The following is an 18621-nucleotide window of genomic DNA, read 5'->3' on the forward strand; positions in this document are numbered from 1 at the left end:
CGCAATTAAAATATGGAAAAACCATTGAGCTGTTCGCCCAGGAAGCCTGTACCAATGAGATAAATCTTTAAACTTAAAAAAATCATAATCGTTACTAGTAAAATGTTTAAAATATTTTGAGTCACTTGTTTCATACGTTGCCCTGAGTGCATATCACTAGCAGCAACAAAAGGAGCAAGAATATAGTTAAACGTAAGCTCAAAGAATAAAGAAGCTAATTTAACCGATACAGTAATTAACACCACCGCCATAACGGACAGCGTACCGATTAAATTAATCCAATCGATAGTATATCGATAGTAATATTGCTGGGATATATCTGTTATCCAATTACCATCTTCTAACTCTTCAACAGCTCTTGAACCATCGGCAAAGGTAACGACCTTATGACTTAAAATATCTTCTCCTTCTGGAGACAGTTCTTCCTCTGCTGTTACAGCACTACCCTCTGTGAGATAGGAATTTATATCAATATCTCTAGCAAAAGGCGTTTCGATCTGATTGCGGTTATCTAAATCCGGTGTACTCCATCCTTCCTGATCGAACACTCCTACATCCGTAATATTGTCTTGAATCACCTGATTAGCTATTGTTTCATTATTGTATTCATCATCTACGTTAATGGCATCAATCGTATCTCCCGTAAATTCATTTCCCTGTTCCATTGCAGAACCGAGAGCCACCACAATGACTAAAGCCATAAACACATTAGAGAAAACTCCTGCTCTATTAAATTCTTTTTGGAAAATTAACAAATAGCCTATAAATAAAATATTGAAAGCAAAAAGATAACTAATAAAGGCTGCATTTGAGTGATAAACTCTTGTATTTCTGGATTATCTAAAAAGATACGCAACCCTAAAAATCGTGTCTGCAATGTTCTCCAGTGCATCGATAATCCATGCCATACCCAGAACCAACCACCAAGCTACGGTACGGAGAAAGTCTAAAACAAATGTCCCCATTGTGAGGGATTCACTAAAATCTAGTAATTTCTCCAGAATTTCTTCTTCGCTCAATGTATTCCACCCCTCTCTTTATTGTTTTTCTAAAAATGTTTGCAGGTAGAAGAGATAGTTAAATCACTTTCGTGACAATGCACTTCGTAATAATCACTTTCTTTTTTTTGCTTGATTGTTACATTTCCATCGGCCAACCCAATCACTAAATCATGGTGCTGCAATTGATACTCATAACGCTGTAAACCGTTGATAAAGTAGGTTCAGATAAGAACTCCCTATTTACCGATTTATCTTGCATAGCTTTTCTCTCCTTCTTCATAGGCTTTTTCTTGCTTTCTTTCATTTCAGAAAGGTTTTCTATGAGCCTTTCCTTAATTTGTTTCGGTTTTTCAGCTCTATTCCAGCTTGTATAAATTCTTCGACTGTTAAATCTGTACATTCTTCTTCTGTATACATATCTTCCGCCATTGCTTCTTTAATGACTGCACCAAAAACGGGATGATCTAAGAATTGCTCTTTAGCATTTAATTTCTCAAATGGTACGGCGCTAATTGGTTCTTTCTGAGCTTTATCATCCGTATTACTGATCTCTGCTTCAGCCTGTTCGTCTTTGTAAAAGTTATAGGCCATACTTTCCAGGGACACATCTGCATGAGAACAAGAAATATCAATATCGTTAATTGGTTTTTTATTATCAAATTGATCGGCCAGGTATTCATACCGATATTTTCATTCTCGTTTTTCCTTTGTTGTAAATTGGATATGCTCGTATCTTTTTTTGCTCTATATCCTGTCGCTTGATCCCACGAACGACTACCATTTCGCCTTCTCTAATTGCGTTAATTCTGTGGCCGTTAATAAACGTCTGCCATCTGTTCCTTCCGTCTTGCTCTTTTTAAGAGATAATGTACCGCCAGAGCGACTATGAGAAGCAATGGTACGTTCTCCCATTTTCTTACTTACAGCTTCAGCCGTATCGTTATCCGTTGTTAGAATATAAATGGTATTAGCACAGTTTCCATCAATCGTTTTCCATTGTTTATCGTATTTATATTCCAACTGAGAGTAAGCCTGAATAACCAAGTTAAATCGAATATTTCTACCTAAACAAACCGTAATGATAGAACCCATATCATCAATGGCAGGCATGTTACCAAATTCATCTAAGATGAAAATGACTTCTCGAATACATTTACCGCCTTTTGTATTACTGGCTGTTCTTGCAAGCTCTGTGTAAAGCTGCTTAATATACAGAGAAGCAATCACATGAAGCGAACTATCATAGTCTGGCGTAATCATAAATATAGCCGTTGGTTTTTCAAATTGTTCTATTTTTTTCAAGCGTGATCTTTTCGTCTGTTTCTGTATTTTGTTGATTCACTTTTTCAAAAGTAACCTTCCATCTTCTTCATTTATTTCTGTTATGTTTATTTCTAAAAATATATCTTTTGCTGGCTGCTCTTCTGGCTCTACGTCAGCACCCTTTTTCTTTTTATCTTTCGTTTCTTTGTCCGGCACTACTTGAATATGAATATGGTCATTCACCTTAAGTGCATAATCATGTGTAATAGAAAACAAACCGTTCAAATCGCTACGTACACTAGCTGTACCATCAGGAAATGTGACGTTCACTCTGGATAATGGCTTTGCTTTTCCCGTAATGGATTTACCAAATCCTACTTTCTTCATATCGAATGTATTTTGAGAAGTCATTTTTGCAATAGGTGTTAAGGTGAAAATATTGAGTTTGTCGAATGCATTCGCAAAAATACCTGCCACCGTTTGACCTGCGCCAGAAGCAAATTTCACGGTAGCGTATTGCAGTTTCGCTGCATGGTTAGGCGGTAGGCTATCAAAAAACTTATCTAATCCCGTAATCATTTTTCCGTTGCCATCATCTTCTTGATCGGAAGCAAGTTGATTTAAAGTACTGGCAACGGTATACATCGTGATTTTTTTCTTTATGATTAGGAATGTTCTTTTCACATAAACCGAGAATTAAGGCCGTACATAAAGCACTTGCACTGTCTTGCCAAAACTTATCTTTTGCAGCCGGATCACTATATAACATGCTAGAAATCGTTTTAGCGTATTGTTCCGCTTTTGCCATATTTCCTTCTTCATAGGCATCTATGACAATCTGTAGCACTTGATAGGACATAGACTGTAAAGGATTATCTAAATTCAGTGCTTCCACATGATACCCATGCTCTTCTAAAATCTCTTTAGAAGCAGCGAATAATTCCCCTTTTGGATCGTTAAATACCATTGATGCTTTTTCTTCTGCCCTGGAGTAAATATCAATCATCGGGAACATTCCCATTTCCCCTTTACCAGAGCGAGTTGTACCGACCCACATATTATTTACAGGTGAATCGTCAATGAAAATTTTATCTTTATACCGAGACACCGGCACACCACCGCCCCCTTTATAGGGAGTCGTCTTTTCTGGTACGGCTTTATATTGATGCTTAATTTCATCCAGTGTTGTAAATCGACTTGACCCTTTTGCATGCTTCTCTTCCAATTCTCTAAAATTGGTACGTAATTTGTAGTAAATAATACCGAATAAAATAAAACCAAGTGCGCTTAGTACGTAGTAAGCACCAGGCGGCAACAAACGAAACGTGAATAGTAAAGCACCCACATCAAAGACCATCGTGGATATATCAAAAGCTCCTTCACTCTGAAGAAATACTTGTACGTTCGTAATAATAAAATTCAACACCGTATTAAATAAGGAAAAAAATAACCACCCTCCAAGCAGGGCGGCTAATAAATGGACTTTCCTTTTTTTAACGAAGTCTTTAACGGCTATTTCTTTCAAATGGAACACTCCTTTTACATAAAGCTAACTAGCAGCACCCTTACACTTAAATGCTACTTCTTTCATTTTCCAGTCTTTCTTTTTGTTCTTCCAATGTTTCTATTTCTTCTTCATCTTCCTCTTTATCCAAGTTTTCTATTTGTTCATTGAGATCAGAGATTTCCGAATTCAATTCTCCATATCGATTTACTCGTTCGGCTAGTTCAGTAGAAGTGTTATTTTCTAGTTCGCTTCTTGCTCCTTCAATATCTCCTGTTTCTAAAAGGGCTTTCGTTCGCATTTCACTTCTTCGGCTATTCATTTCTACATTTTCTACATGGAGTAATTCTTCATAGTTTTCTTCAGCAAACGCTATATCAAATCGTCCTTCATTGGTAGGATATTGTTCATTGTATGCCCTCAATGCTGGAATGTTGCCTTGCTGACCTAAGAACGTAGCGACTAATCGATTATCCTCTTCAAACAAGGTATTCAATGTCTCAAAATCTTGATTATCCGCAATCAAACTAGCATACACATTTCTTTCTCGATCTGATAAGGAATCAATGTCTTTATCACTTAAAAAGGTTTCTAAATTACCTTCTTCTCCTAATAATGCTTGCTCGTAGTATTCAATCGCTTCTTCCTGTTCTTCTGCCTGGGCGACACTCGTTTCTGTCTCTTCACTAATTGATGCTATTTGTAGAAGAAAAAAAGAAAAGATACCAATACACGCTAATCCTAACGCTCCAGCCAGACCATAAATAGATCGTCTTTGCCAACTTTTCAGGCGACTAATTCTGGAACGATCTAGATTTTGAAAAGGGTTATCTTCACTATCATCTTGCTTTTTGCATTCTTCATCTACTTGTGCTTCCATATCAGTAATAAAACTTAATCGCAGCTTTTCGTTTTCCTTGCTCGTTTTAATGGATTGCAATTTGTTGATGATATGAATGTATAAGTTAGGTGAAGAGTGAGAACCAAAAACAAATTCGCCCTCGTACAATGTATCCACCATTTCATCATCGATAACGTAAAAATAACTTGGAATCGTTGACTTCTTTTCTCTCATTTCCGCTTCTATTCTATGAGATAAGGCCACTGCTTCATTGAAAGGAATACGTTCGTGTTTCGGTAAATCTTCATGATTGCCTTGTACAAAGTTAATGTACAGCATGGTGTTCCCTCCATCTTTTATAAACATATTCTTGTCTAATTCGTTTTTGAAAGTAAAAATAGAGAGCCGTTTAATGGCTCTCTATTTTGCTTTGTACATATTAGCGAAAAATGTAATGTTATCATCGATACCTGTTGCAAGACTGTATGCGCCCATAACGACAATAAGACCAACCGCTCCACCAAGAAACCATCCTATTGATTTTGTACGCCCTCGATCTCCACCAAACATGAGATAGTAACCACCAATACAAAAGGCAATCGCCGCACCAATTAATCCTAATCCTTGCGCCCAAGCTAAAATAGATTCTCCTGTTGAAACGAGATTATTCATCCCCGATAAAACTACTAATTGCTGCATGTTTTCCATAATTCCAGTCATACAATCTCCTTCTTTCTAGTTGTTTTGTTTTCAATAAAAGGAAAATAAAGAATTTATTTACATTCAGAGATAAAAAGAAAAGAGGGTTTTATCCCTCTCCTGCTGTGAATCATATTTAATATAAATGCAATTTAACTTAATTTAGTGAATACCAAGCGATAAAAAACACACTATAATGAACATTTTGGGTAAAAATTAATCCTCCTACTCAGACACTACTAATTGTCTAATGTGGAAGATGTTTGGCCTTCAGTAGAAGAAGGTTCATTCATGTCGAGATACGTTTCTAAATTATTATCAATATACATGCTGTGCTGTTGATGTAGCCAAGTTTCATAACCACCTGATTCCATCTGATTAATCATTTTCTTTGCAATGTTTTTTTTCTTTTGCATATCTTTTTTTGATGCCATTGTTCCACTCCTTTATTGGTAGTTCTGAATAAAAGCACCTAATTTGTTATTATGCTCACTCTCATGTAAATCAGTATCAATTTCAATTTCGTCTACCACTTCCCCATCATCCAAGTAAGCGACTTTATTTCTAGGGAAATATAAATCTACACTACTATATTCATTTTTATATTGTTCATTAATATCTTCTTCTAAATCAAAAGTATTTAAAAAGACTACTGATTCATTATTGTTATTAAAAATATCCTCAACAACAAGATCAATTTCTTCCTCATTTTCATTATAACTATCTAAAAGATAAGCAAATCCTGTATATTCCTCTGTATTTAAAGTATCTCTAAACTCTTCATAATTGGTTTCTTGGAGTCCTGTTTCACTTCCACATGCTGTTAATAAACCAATCATTAGCAGTAGGGGAATTTTTATTTTCATAGGGTTTCCCTCCTTTTCCACAGATTCTATTATGAAAACAGGAAGTAGTCTTTACCTTATGGCTGGAGGTATACCCTATGGAAACCTGCGTACTAGATTTCTAGTAGCTTCCCAATGCACATCGTTTTTGGCATTATACGAAGAACCCTAGAGAGATAGCAGCGTTTCACCATATTAGGCGAGAAGATTTGTGGTATCGAACCTTCTAAACCAAAGCAATTGTAAACTGCTGTTCACACGCTGAAAATGCACAGCAGCACCGATATGTAATTTTACAAAATCATATATATTGAAAGAGGTTTCCCTCTTATCAATTACTAAATGAATAACGTTGTTTACACTTACAAAGTTCATCATTAGGCGACTTTCTTTTCGCAATGATTATTTGCTGGTGATTACGAACATTGCGCACGTTATAGTATATCCGGGCTAAATTAGTTATATCTCCGTTTTTTGTATTCACAGCGATATTCCCGTTCACTATATACTCTTGATTGTCAAAAGTTTTTATGTGCGCTGCTCGATATGAAAGATCAATATGTGAGAATCGTTTCCTATTCCCTTTCATCATAATCACCTCTTATCATAATTAATCAAACATTTGTGTAGAAGATCTAAAGCCTTGTACTTTGTCATAATATATCTTCCTTACATCGTTTTCTTGATCGTTTATGATTAGAAAAAAGTTTTTAAAAATAAGAACCCTTTCTATAATAATCCTTCTCCTGGCTTCATAAGCTATCATTACTAACGGTTCAGAAAGTCTACCAGTCTCTTCATCATGATTAATTTGTAAAACATCTAAAGCTCGATGAAATTTATTTACTGCTATTTTCATTTCTTCATTCATTGCTTATACCCCCACTGTACAATATTTCCATTCTTTCTGCAATATAAATTTCAAAAACTGCAAAACAAACGTCAGTAATTGAATTATCACAGGTCAAAGAATAGTCTTAGTATAACAGAGATATAAGCCGAAATAGTGTATCACAGCAACGTTTTATTTAATATCTTCATCCAAATAATAGTATTCTTTATCTGGATTTCCGGATGCGCTTAATCAGTTTTATTGAGCGATATTTTTTCAAGTCTACTCACATATAATTTGTACATATAACCATTTAAATTATTTATTTATGTTTTCTAAAATGACGCATTATTTTTGAGATAGAGTAATCAATACATTTTTTATATCATTCTATTTTAGGTTGTCTTTTGCAAAAAATATAAATCTAATTCAGTGATACATTTAGTCATATTCTTTAGAGACAACGTTCAGTATTGTGAAAAAACGATCAAGAATTTCTTTGCTTTTATAATACTTATAACAGAAAAATCCTTTTATTCCTGATAAGATTCGGCCAGCTATATAGAAGAATTGAATATATAAATAAATTTGTTTTTTTATTTTCTTTAAGCAATAAAATCTTTACTTTCAAGAGAAAAAATGGTGATTCTTACGTAAGATCTTTCTAATCCTTGTAGATATATGATGGAAATATTTTTTTAATAGTAACTGATAATCACGTAATACTAAAGAATAAATTTTATGTTTTAAAGTATAGCATTACATAGTTATAACATGAACATGCATTTACCTTTTTATTGGAAAATATTTAAACTCTTTTTCTATCATATGTATTATTAATGAATAGAGTATTTGGTTATTTAGGGTTTAATTTAAAAATTAATATTATAAAAAAAGAAGACTCTTTGTTTGTTTTACAATATGTTTTAAATGATTTAAATTGTTTTTAATTGTTTTAGAGAGCTTGTATCCCTTGTATATCAACGAGTTTGGGGAATAGATATCACACATAGGTGAGTGAGGTACCACAGATAGGTGAGTGAGGTGCCACACATAAGTGAGTTAGATATCACACATAGGTGAGTTAAAGTGCCACACATAGGTGAGTGAGGTGCCACACATAAGTGAGTAATATAAAAAGCTTATTTATATGGCATAATGTTATAATACGTTGTTTAATACTCATCAATGTGTGGCATCTAAGTGAGGTTTGCGTACTATCCCCATAATATTAGGGAAAAAGTTTTTTATTATCTAAAATTTGTTACTGATTTTTTAATAATTGGATAGAAATATTGCTATAGCACATATATTAGAGATTATCTAAATGCCACACATAGGTGAGTAGCAATCTGACAGCAAATTATAATATAGTAAATTAAACGTGCTTAAGAAACGAGGGAAGATTATGACCAGTAGCCATGAAGACAACGTTATTGTACCCTTACAAGACATCAAATTGTCTCCGGATTACGTTGTTACACAATCAAACAACCTAATAGAGACCCCTCAAGATTTAACGCTACAGGAGCGTCGTATTGTCCTGGTATTGGCATCTCTAGTTCAACCTGAGGATGATCATTTCAAAACCCATAAAATTAAAGTGAGTGACCTAGCGGATATTATAGGTATAGGCACGCGTAACTTTTATAAAAAAGTAGAGCAAACTTTAATCAGTTTACAAAGTAAATCAGTAACTATTGAATCAGCCGAACGCAAATTAGTTGTAAACTGGTTAGAATGGTCTGAATACTATACAGGAAAAGGTTATGTAGTCTTGAAATTTTCGGACAGACTTCGGCCTGTTTTATTGCAAATAAAGAGAGAACATACTCCTTTTAAGCTTATTAACGCATTACGCTTAAATAGTGAAAAACATATAAAAATTTATGAACTATTAAAGCAGTACCAAAAACTAAAAAAAAGAACCATAACCATAGGAGAACTTCGATACTATCTTAATATTCCAGAAACCCAATACAAAATGTATTCACATTTGAAGAATCGAATCATTTTAAAGGCTCAGGAGGATATTGCTAAAAGAACCGACATATGTTTTACGTTTGATGAACATAAAGATGGACAAAAAGTAATATCTTTGACATTTCATATCAGGAAAAATACTAAATTTATAACTGATGTCATGCAAAATGAACTTCAGGATAAAGACACATACCAAATGTTAATACGTTTTGGTATTCGACCAGATACTGCTCGTGAAATGAATACTATTTATTCTGAAGAACGTATAAGAGAAAATATTCATTATGTAGTAAAAGAAAAAAATATGGAAGATATCGACAATGTAAGTGGTTATATTTTAAAAGCCATCAATGAAGACTATAAAAAAATTGAACGATCAGAAGGTCAAGAGTCCTCCCCTATCTTTTACGAACAATCATTTTATCATTGGTTAAAAAAACAATACACTAATGTTAAAGAAGCGACTCCTGAATTTCTAATTGAAAAAAAAGTAATAGAATATCTTTCTGAGAATATGAGTGAAAAACAAGCAGTGGAATTTTGGACTAAAAATAAAGAAAAAATAATGAAAATGGTTAATGATCAAGTCGATAAAAATAGGAAAAAAGGAAGATAAAACTCTTCCTTTTTTATGTTTCAGTTTTTGTAATACTTTACGTTTTAGTTTCATGTTAAGTTTACGTAATATGAATATGTTTTGTTTAAAAAACAGGGTACATAACATGTTATAATGAACTAGAGTAAGAATAAACTGGAGGTGCTGGTATGACAAAAACAATTACATTTGGTATACAAAAAGGTGGCGTTGGAAAAACTTTATCATCTGGAGTTACTGCTTTCTTGTTAGCGCAAGAAGGCAATAGGGTCTTATGTGTAGATATGGACTCTCAAGGTAATTTAACCCAATTTATATCAGGAAATGATGACTTGACAGATTTTGAAAATGAAACTGTGTTAGAAGCTATGAAAGATCAGGATGCTAGGGCTTATATAAAAGTTATCAATGAGAATTTGCATTTATTACCCGCAGATGATTATCTTGCTACGATTGGCCAATTCTTATATCAGGAATTCGATGGCAATAGATCACTAGCATTAGACGGAGCATTAAGCACTGTTCGCAATTATTACGATTACATAATTATAGACACCCCTCCGGCATTATCGGAACAAACTATCAATGCCTTATGTACATCTACTCATGTAGTGATTATGTTCGAAACAAGCAAGTTTTGTTTTTCGGCCGTCCCAAGGTTTATTGAAACTGTAGCAACTACAAAAAGTAGATTGAATCCGGATTTAGAGATTGTAGGAATCTTAAGAACTTTAGCAGATGCTAAACGAATCGATTCACAAGCTATGATTCAAATGATTGAAGACGAATATCCAGAGCAAGTTTTTGAAACAGTAATTCATCGAAGAGCTACTACTGGAAGGTTACCTATTTATGGATTAATAGAAAATCCTGAGGCTAAACAAGCCTTCGAATTTCATAAACGATTTTTAAAGGAGTTGAAAGAACGTGTCCACTCAAAAACGCGCAGCTAAAACAGGTGCTGACAAAATAAAAGATAGTATGAATCAATCTAAAAAAAGACCCGCTCCAGCAAATTTGTTTTTTGAACCTGAAGAGAAAACAAAAAATGAACAACAAACTATTAAGGAAACTGAAACAAAAACTGAAACATCTGAAAGCCAATTTATTAATACCAACAGTGAAGAAGAAAAAGAAAACAATTTTTGGAATACTTTAGAAAAGAAAAAACAAAAAGTAGAAGACACCCACAAAAGAAGTACTTTTCTTATAAGAAAAGATTTATTAAACGAATTCGATCAATTATCTAAAAACCAAGGGAAGGGTTTTAAAACTCAAGCTATTAATTACGCATTAGAAAAGTTGATTGAAGAAATGAAAAAAAGATAAATGCATAAGTAAACAAAAACTGAAACTTTTAAGTTTCAGTTTTTGTTTACTTAATATGGAATTCTCTTTTTCGCCGACGCGTATCTCACTGAATAAAGGGAAGCCGGGCCCCTGTTACATACGAAACTCGTGTAGGAATAGACTGGTTAATATTCTCTCCCTTTAGAATTAATAAAATAGGTAATGTGCATCCTCTCCGTTGGATTTCAGTCGTATGTCCTTTTGGCCATGAAGCACCTGATAGCAATTTGCGCTGCACTATATATATTCTATATTTCATATTTGGTTGACATAAATAAAAAAACTTTTCAGAATACCATATTCAAAAATAGAAACACTACATAAAATGGAACAGTAAACAAAAACTGAAACATAATATTTTCAGTTTTTGTTTACTGTTCCATTTGTACATTATGAAAATGATAGACATAAATCTTCACATGGCGAAACTTTAGATATTTAGCAGTTGTCTTTTAGATAGATGTATATGTTTGATATCCATGAGAATTTTCTAAAAAAGGATAGGGAATAGTTATTAATAGATAAGTTATCAGGAAGGTAACTATTTATGAAATTTTGAGGGAATGCTTTAGCGACTGTGGAAATGATCATACTTATGACGTTCGTAATTATTAATTGAATGAACTCTCATGAAGTGACTCAAAATCATCTTATTGGATGTATTGTAATAACATATATTGATCTTATTTTTCCCGAGATATCTTACGTTGCGAATAAAGTTAATTCTAGCTAGAGAAATGTCTAAATATGCGGATTCAAGATAACTTAGTGTTGACACTAGGTTATCTTTTTTAGATCTGTGAAGCATAAATGAAAATGGTTTAAAACTAGTATGGGGATCGAATAGTGATTACATGCGAAAATGAAAGTAAATAGTCAAAATGACAATTTAAAATTAAGCATATTATATGAGACATACAATAATACATGCATTTTTTAAAAAATAGTTGTCATAAGATTTCAAAAGGATAGCATCCCATACACTTGTGTCAGAATTTGTATCGTTGTTTCAATGCCAGTTTTAACTACTCGTCATTAGATAACTTTATAAATCTAGCTTCTACTCAATATAATTCTATAAACAGTTGCTGCCTTAACAAAAAGACATACTCCTTCTATATGAAGCAAAGTATGTCTTTTTCTTCATGCTCTTTTGGTCTGAGGGTCTGGTTTAGTGAAAATCAATGGAAATAGCATCTATATACGGATATTGGGCGTTTTTTCATGCAGAGAAACGGCTTCAGACCGTTTTATCTTCATGTGAACGGGTAAAGGTGCCTTTCGTTTCGTTTGAGGGCGAATCTGTCACTCTGTTTCTCCTTCTTTCTGGTCTAAACGCTTCTATTAGAGACAAGCACACGACAAAAAGGTGCTTTATGGGAAATCAAGGCGAATGAGAGAACCTTTTTCTCAAGAACCACAGGCCCTCTTATCCCTTCCTGCCTCTTCTGATATATACACTTAGTCCCTTTCGATCGTATAAGGATTAGTATGTTCTTCTCATCTTTCAACAGCCATATTTCCATTTTCTCCCCACTGGATGTAGTCTCCCTAATACTCGGTTTGGTATGCTCCTACCGGGGCCTCCAAATAACGATTGTGATCATACGGAACGTACTGCGCATAAGATTCCTCCTGCTTATAGTAGGGCATTGATACTGGTTGTAATTTCATTCAATTTTCGTACGTAAACGATGGATAAAACTGTAATCATTATGACGCTAATAGTGATAATAATTTTTTGGCATGTTTTAGAACGTATGTTTAAAAAAGATAGTTTTTTATATTCCCCTAATAGCAATACTATAGAAGGAATGAGGATAGTATAACCTAACAATACGTTGTGTAAGGTGTTTATATCATACTGAATCATAGCCAAACGTAATTCATCAGAGGTACTTATATGTTCTACATTAAATTGATAAGTGTTGGTGAGAAGCAACCCTTTTTCAATTATTGTTTGTCCATTTGCTTCTTCGGCGGTAAGGATACCGGGGAATAAATTGAAGACATTAATCAAACAAAATAGTGCAATAAACAAGGCACTATACAAGAACAAATTTTTCGTCGGAATAGCTGGATGGTTATTTTGCTTTTTTTGCATAATTCCTCCTATTGTAATGAATAAAAATATAGCGTCTATATAGATTACCTTACCAAGGAAATATTGGAAGAACAAGACAGTGCGTGTAAGGATAACCAGCATATAAAATTTCATGTACCATACATAGTTGAAAAACATAAATTCTCCATAAAAGGAAAGAGACGTTTGTCTTTTTGACAGAACAAAAATACCCTTAATAAAAACCTAAGGAAATGTTGTATTTCCTTAGGTTTAACGATAAAATGAACAAATGGGAGTTCTTTTCCATCGAGCAATATCCTGACTGTGTATTTAATTTATTTAAATAATTTGGTTTGTGAAATTATAAGAAAAGAGGAATCATGATGAAACCCTCCTTACTTGCTTCATCGAATGCGTCATCTATCATCTTGTCGCTCGACGAGCCCACCTCGTTTATCCAGGAAGAACTCTATCGACAAATTTCTTCGGACGGGTTCGAAGGGGTCGAGTGGGAGACGATTCCGGACGAGTTTCTTCTATATATATACGTGCACCGACACACGACGCTGCGAACCCGTCGCACCGACCGAACGAAACGAAAATACTTGGAGACGTTACGACCGTTTGTGCAGTATGTCCAAACCTATGGAGGATTGAGAAGCATTACCTCCCAGCGTGTGTATGCGTATCAGCTGCATCTCGAACGGGACAAGGGCTATAAAGCCTCCACCCTGGCGCGTCACAGCACGGTGATCAAGCAGTTTTTGCGGTTTTTATACCGGGAAAGCATGCTTGCGACTGATTTAACGACGAAAATGGTCCCGGTCGCGCAACCATCTCAGGAAGTCGTGGATCGGGACCTGCATGAACACGAAGTGCAGCAGCTCTTGGGCTACTTCCGGGAGAAAGATTTATTCGCGTATACCCTGTTGGCGCTGTTGTCGAGTACCGGGATGCGGATTGAAGAACTGGCCACGGCGAAATGGAAAGATCTCACCTGGCGCTCGCCCGAGCAGGCGTTTTTCCTGGAAGTGACGGGCAAAGGCGACAAACGCCGGCCGATTTTCGTCTTCCCCGACGTGCTGGCTATTTTGAAAAGCTTTCGGGCCGATCGTCAGCAGCCGATCAGCGACTTTAGCGGCGACACCGCCCTGTTTCCGAAACGAAAGGGTGGCCATTATCACGTCAACTATCTGGGCGATCGCTTCAGCAAATTGATGGCCACGGCACCCTTTCCGTTTGTGCAGCACCGACGTGATCCGATCACCCCGCACACGTGCCGGCACTACACGACGCATTACATGTTGGAACACGGCGCCGACCTGGCATCGGTTCGGGACTTGTTGGGCCATAAGTCGATTCGCACGACGGAGCGGTACTTGTTGCGGCGCCGGAACTACGCGGAGCATGCGGGATTAAAAATCAAACATAATAACTTTATATAATAAATGAACTAATAATAAACTTTTCAAAATGTTTCTATTTGTGATTTATAAAGTTCATCCATTTGAGCTATGAAATCTCCCCATGAAGGGTTATCCTCTTTTTCTTTTTTTGTTAAATAATAATGAAATTTATACAAAAAACGAAATTCTTTTTTTAGGGAACTATTGTACGTATATAAAAAGTAGATAACTTCATACATTTTTATTGTACTTACTTCTTCCAAACTAGTTTCTAATTCTTCTGCTTTTTCTACAAGCTTTAATGTCAAGGCCGGTCTATTTCTGGTTCTCCCGATCTTTTGGTGAAGGAAAACATGAGCATATGTAAGGTCAAAGATTATTTTTTCGCTATACCTTCGGCCAGGTATAGAGGACTTTCTGACGCAACAGATCGACGTTGGCCCGACCATACATTTGTCGTTTTATCACTTTAATACGGTTCACATGACCTTCCACCAGCCCATTACTCCAGGGGAAATGATAGGCATTGGCCACGGCCTTCCAGTCCGAAATCAAGTAGGTGCTGACGTTTTGCATTTCGGGAATAGAGCTTTGAGCCGCCTGCTGGACCCAGGCTTCAAAGGACGGCCAGTCGGTGCGATGCTGCATTCGCTGCTGAAAGGTCTCCACCAGAACTTTCACTTCTCGGAGGGAAGGATGTTGGTCCTCCAATACGTTGACGGCAGCTGCTTCCTGCGACGAAAGCGCTGAGGGGGACCAAAGATACGTATGGAGACGGTTTCGCGACAGAGGAAACACATGGGGAGAGGTGTGGCCGGCCGGACTAGCGCGTACACGAGCGAGAAAATCCTTTAAGGTCGAGAAGGATTTTTGATAGCCTAGGGCTTGAATGACCGTGAAAATATGGGTGGCAGAAACTCCCTTCTTGACTAAGGGAAGGATGACCGATCGATACGGTTCCACGCTATGGGAGCGGTGGCGTGCGTGGCTCATAGGAGTCCGGAGCGAACAGTATTTCCGGACCGTCTTTCGATCCAGAGACAATTCCCGGCTGATGCGGGAGATCGAAATGCCCTGGCGGTGCTGGGCCTGCACCTGTTGGATCACCTGCCATTTTTGTTCTTCCTTTTCGGTCAACGGGCGCGAGGTTGGGTCGCTGGCTGTGGATGTGGAGGAAGCGATCAAGACCGAAATCGTCCCCTTTCCGGGAAAGACTCGTTTCAGCCAGTGATCGATCGACCGGCTCACATGATGAAAAAGGTGCCACCGGTCCGTGATTTGAAGGGCATCGGGACGAGCTTCCGTAATGGCTTTGGCGTATTCCCGGGAGCCATCCCTGGTGACCATGCGAATCGAAGGATAAGGAGCTAGCCATGCTTTCACGGCTTCCGTCGTTCGTCCGGCAAAAAGACCGATCGGTCTTTTGGTTTCCAAATCACAAATAAGGGTGCCATACTGGTGCCCTTTCTTCATCGCCCAATCATCCAGGCCAATCACAGTAGGAGCCTGAAAGGCACGAAGGGGCTCGCTTCGTACCAAAGCTAAAAAGGTATCTGCACTTACTCGAACGCCATAAAAAGGAGCCAACCGGCTGGCGGCTTCGGCAGCCAGGGAAAAAGCCAGTTTGGTGAGGAAAGATCGAAGTCGGTTGGTTTTTCGGGCGTACGGGTGACACCAGGCCGGATGCCGTTCCGTAAATATACGCTGGCTGCAAGCCTGCTGACGGCAAAAGAATTTTCGGCACCGAAGGTGAAGAATCACCGCACGCTCGCCCATGGGCGTATCAGTTAGGGTTCGCCAATAATAGCTGTGTATGCGTTCCGATGAATGGCTGCAAGACGGGCAGACACCGTCAAGGCTCGGCCTTTGGAGGTAGACATTCATTTGGTTCAACGACAGACCAACATGTAAACAGTCCCAACCAGGATATAAGCAGGACACGTTCATCCAACCGCCTCCTCTTCCTCGTGATACTATTTCTATTCCCCGAAAACATCTTCACCAAAAGATCGGGAGAACCATTTTATCACCGGCTCTGACATAAAGAAAGAAGTTGGTCCAATTAAAACTTATTATAGAAAACGTCAACGTATAAAAGCCAGCAACCGAGGAATTGGCTGCTGGCTTTTATAGAACAGTCTTATCCTTCTCTATAGAAGAAGAAGCTGAAGAAGAAAACGAAGATATCTTTATCGTTCCCTTTTCTGCTCCTTTTAATCCTTTTGTTTTTAGTACATATCAATTTCGCCGAACAAACACGCCTTTTTTGTTTTCGTTTTAATTGATTCATCTTTCCTATACAGACTACAATACACCCATCCCTCTCTAAAAAAGCTATTATAGGACGTAAAAATTCTATATTGATAATGCACATTACATCGTTCTCTGGATCTTCTGCATAGGTAGTTAAATTAATAAGGTAGTAATCATAAAACAAAAGGTTAGATACTATCGCCTATTGGAGAATTGTACATTAAAAAAGGATCCTAAACTTTTCTCCATAGTGTGACTTGGCATCCATGAAAGAGTAACACTTCTACTAAAGACGTTTACTTGTGTTCAAAAAAGGTAAAGGAATCTAATGATAGTAAAGGACGTGTTCATCATAGCTATTTCATTGGAATTTATAGAACGACAAGAACTCGAATTGATGCAGCGTGACATAGAACGACTTTCTCTCTTTCGTATTCCTTACGAATATAAGATGGTCGAAGCATCTAGCTATCGAAAAAAGGTAGACAGCGAAATAAGGGAAACCTCGCTTTTATTGCACACCATCATCTCTGACCCTATGATTATTGTAGTAGATACCTAGATAGAGACAGAATTGCTAGTACCTGCCTTTTCTCTATTGGTTACCGAAAAAACGAAACAAAGACACTATTGATAAGAAGAGCTCGTTTATAGAAGCGTGGTTTTTTATTAATTTGCTCAACCTCTATAAATAACAACCTGCCTCTCCTCTCCCTTATCACACATCCTACACATCTAAATCCATGTTATTTGGCAGTCACACTCATATTTGATATTATATAAAAAGCAATATAACACTAGATCATTTTGAAAAAGCACTCATCGATACCTGACTTTATACTGTGTTTCTTTCACTCCTAAAAAATGACCAAAGAAACATATATAGGGACTAATAAGAGGAAGGGAGTAATAAATAATATGAGTGCCTTTACATTCACCTATGCAAAGGACAAAAATGAACTTTTGGTAGGGACCGCTCAAGACATTGCCGCCATCATCGGTCAAACACCCGAACAAACTTTTGACAACGTGGATGCATTGATGGAAGAAATGAACGCCTTTCGATCCAGGGAAGTTATTATCACGTTGGTTTCTGAAAACGAGTCTTTGCAAAAACAATGGAACAGTTCTTATGTTCGAAAAACGAATACTACGAAAACGAACATAGCACACGATACGTCGTCTTACATATAAAAAACATCTAAAGCGCTTGCCAATCATCAGGATCGGTAAGCGCTTGTTCTGGAACTAATATGTTTTCAAATGTGAAAATAATCAAAAAACCTATTATTGATTCGGGTATAACAGACAGCCCCAGTACCAAGACGACAAATACTTAATTTTTATGAATTTCAAGTTTTATACCCTTAGGAATACGGAAATAAGTACGTATTAAAACGAAAATGATTCTAATTGAAAAAAAGGAGACCTAGTATGTTTACGATTTCTAAAAGTGTATTTGTCAATTCTGCTACCACGCAAGAACCAGTGTTAACCAGGGAGCACGTATGGGAAGGGCTGGTCATGAAGGCCGAAGACGCGACACGTTTTGTGGAGGTCATGACGATGTGTCACGTATTGGAGCGCGGCGACCGCTTTTTACTACGGGAAGTGGAAGTGAAAGGCAATAAGAGTCGGGAGCGAGTGACGTTTTTCCCCCAACACATGGTGGTTTTCGAGCCGTTGGACGGTCCTACCCAAGGGCTCATTAAAAACGAAATTCTGGAAGATAGCCAAGGTCGTTTGGCGGTTCGTTTCACCTTTACATTTGAAATGCCTAATGAAGATAAAAGAACGGAACAAGCCTATGCCCAAAACATGGAAAAGAGTTATACGGCGGCTGTAGAAACGACCTTAGCCACGATCAGAGAACTCGTGAAAGAGAAAAAACTGTAGCTTCTTCTAAGCAAAAAAAGAAGAATCCCGTGCCTTCATACTTTAACAAATGATTAGAAACAGTACTGTTTTATCCTTCACCTTGTCT

The 18621-nt window shown here is 36.9% G+C and carries 18 protein-coding genes and 1 pseudogene; 6 read left to right on the plus strand and 13 right to left on the minus strand.

Features of this window, described 5'->3' with window-relative positions; all coding sequences use genetic code 11:
* Positions 1–5: 5 nt before the first annotated feature.
* From MMY81_RS21135 to MMY81_RS21185, 10 genes and pseudogenes are all read right to left on the minus strand, one after another.
* A pseudogene (locus MMY81_RS21135) lies at positions 6–965 on the minus strand (pLS20_p028 family conjugation system transmembrane protein).
* 354 nt (positions 966–1319) lie between these two features.
* On the minus strand, positions 1320–1592 hold the full coding sequence (locus MMY81_RS21145; RefSeq protein WP_252314412.1) for a hypothetical protein: 273 nt from the start codon (positions 1590–1592) through the stop codon (positions 1320–1322).
* A gap of 183 nt (positions 1593–1775) precedes the next feature.
* Positions 1776–2303 carry a type IV secretory system conjugative DNA transfer family protein gene (locus tag MMY81_RS21150; RefSeq protein ID WP_252314413.1) on the minus strand — a complete coding sequence of 176 codons (528 nt, stop codon included), beginning with the start codon at positions 2301–2303 and terminating at the stop codon, positions 1776–1778.
* Positions 2304–2339: 36 nt separating this feature from the next.
* Positions 2340–2909, minus strand: a complete 570-nt coding sequence (locus tag MMY81_RS21155) for a hypothetical protein (protein ID WP_252314414.1) — start codon at positions 2907–2909, stop codon at positions 2340–2342.
* The gene (locus MMY81_RS21160) at positions 2857–3789 is read right to left on the minus strand and encodes a type IV secretory system conjugative DNA transfer family protein (protein ID WP_252314415.1); all 933 of its coding nucleotides are present in this window, start codon (positions 3787–3789) and stop codon (positions 2857–2859) included. The genes MMY81_RS21155 and MMY81_RS21160 overlap by 53 nt, the downstream gene beginning before the upstream one ends.
* A 46-nt stretch (positions 3790–3835) precedes the next feature.
* Positions 3836–4948, minus strand: a complete 1113-nt coding sequence (locus MMY81_RS21165; RefSeq protein ID WP_252314416.1) for a hypothetical protein — start codon at positions 4946–4948, stop codon at positions 3836–3838.
* 81 nt (positions 4949–5029) lie between these two features.
* On the minus strand, positions 5030–5329 hold the full coding sequence (locus MMY81_RS21170; protein ID WP_252314417.1) for a hypothetical protein: 300 nt from the start codon (positions 5327–5329) through the stop codon (positions 5030–5032).
* Positions 5330–5547: 218 nt separating this feature from the next.
* Entirely contained in the window at positions 5548–5742 is a 195-nt protein-coding gene (locus MMY81_RS21175; RefSeq protein ID WP_252314418.1) for a hypothetical protein, read from the minus strand.
* 12 nt (positions 5743–5754) lie between these two features.
* Positions 5755–6174 (minus strand): hypothetical protein, encoded by a 420-nt coding sequence (locus tag MMY81_RS21180; RefSeq protein ID WP_252314419.1) that lies wholly within the window; start codon positions 6172–6174, stop codon positions 5755–5757.
* A gap of 589 nt (positions 6175–6763) precedes the next feature.
* On the minus strand, positions 6764–7024 hold the full coding sequence (locus MMY81_RS21185; RefSeq protein WP_252314420.1) for a hypothetical protein: 261 nt from the start codon (positions 7022–7024) through the stop codon (positions 6764–6766).
* Between the two features lie 1369 nt (positions 7025–8393).
* On the opposite strand from MMY81_RS21185, the gene MMY81_RS21190 reads away from it, so the two are divergent.
* From MMY81_RS21190 to MMY81_RS21200, 3 genes are all read left to right on the plus strand, one after another.
* Positions 8394–9584 carry a replication initiation protein gene (locus tag MMY81_RS21190; RefSeq protein WP_252314421.1) on the plus strand — a complete coding sequence of 397 codons (1191 nt, stop codon included), beginning with the start codon at positions 8394–8396 and terminating at the stop codon, positions 9582–9584.
* A gap of 149 nt (positions 9585–9733) precedes the next feature.
* A complete protein-coding gene (locus MMY81_RS21195) occupies positions 9734–10516 on the plus strand; it encodes a ParA family protein (protein ID WP_252314422.1) in 783 nt (260 codons plus the stop codon).
* Positions 10491–10892, plus strand: coding sequence for a hypothetical protein (locus MMY81_RS21200; RefSeq protein WP_252314423.1), 402 nt, complete (start codon positions 10491–10493; stop codon positions 10890–10892). The genes MMY81_RS21195 and MMY81_RS21200 overlap by 26 nt, the downstream gene beginning before the upstream one ends.
* 1660 nt (positions 10893–12552) lie before the next feature.
* Here MMY81_RS21200 and MMY81_RS21205 read toward each other — a convergent pair.
* Positions 12553–13017: a hypothetical protein gene (locus MMY81_RS21205; protein ID WP_252314424.1), complete on the minus strand. Its 465-nt coding sequence runs from the start codon at positions 13015–13017 to the stop codon at positions 12553–12555.
* 341 nt (positions 13018–13358) lie between these two features.
* Here MMY81_RS21205 and MMY81_RS21210 point away from each other — a divergent pair, with 341 nt between their 5' ends.
* Positions 13359–14423, plus strand: coding sequence for a tyrosine-type recombinase/integrase (locus MMY81_RS21210; RefSeq protein ID WP_252314425.1), 1065 nt, complete (start codon positions 13359–13361; stop codon positions 14421–14423).
* Positions 14424–14446: 23 nt separating this feature from the next.
* Here MMY81_RS21210 and MMY81_RS21215 read toward each other — a convergent pair whose 3' ends face one another.
* Together MMY81_RS21215 and MMY81_RS21220 are read right to left on the minus strand one after the other, a co-directional pair.
* A complete protein-coding gene (locus MMY81_RS21215) occupies positions 14447–14692 on the minus strand; it encodes a hypothetical protein (RefSeq protein WP_252314426.1) in 246 nt (81 codons plus the stop codon).
* 79 nt (positions 14693–14771) lie between these two features.
* Positions 14772–16331, minus strand: a complete 1560-nt coding sequence (locus MMY81_RS21220) for an ISL3 family transposase (RefSeq protein ID WP_252314427.1) — start codon at positions 16329–16331, stop codon at positions 14772–14774.
* A 1224-nt stretch (positions 16332–17555) separates the two neighbouring features.
* Between MMY81_RS21220 and MMY81_RS21225 the strand changes: the two genes are divergently transcribed.
* Together MMY81_RS21225 and MMY81_RS21230 are read left to right on the plus strand one after the other, a co-directional pair.
* Complete coding sequence (locus tag MMY81_RS21225; protein ID WP_252314428.1) at positions 17556–17831, plus strand: hypothetical protein; 276 nt, start codon at positions 17556–17558, stop codon at positions 17829–17831.
* Between the two features lie 240 nt (positions 17832–18071).
* Positions 18072–18533 (plus strand): SRPBCC family protein, encoded by a 462-nt coding sequence (locus tag MMY81_RS21230; protein ID WP_252314429.1) that lies wholly within the window; start codon positions 18072–18074, stop codon positions 18531–18533.
* The last annotated feature ends 88 nt before the right edge of the window (positions 18534–18621 follow it).

This window comes from Sinobaca sp. H24 (assembly GCF_023845525.1).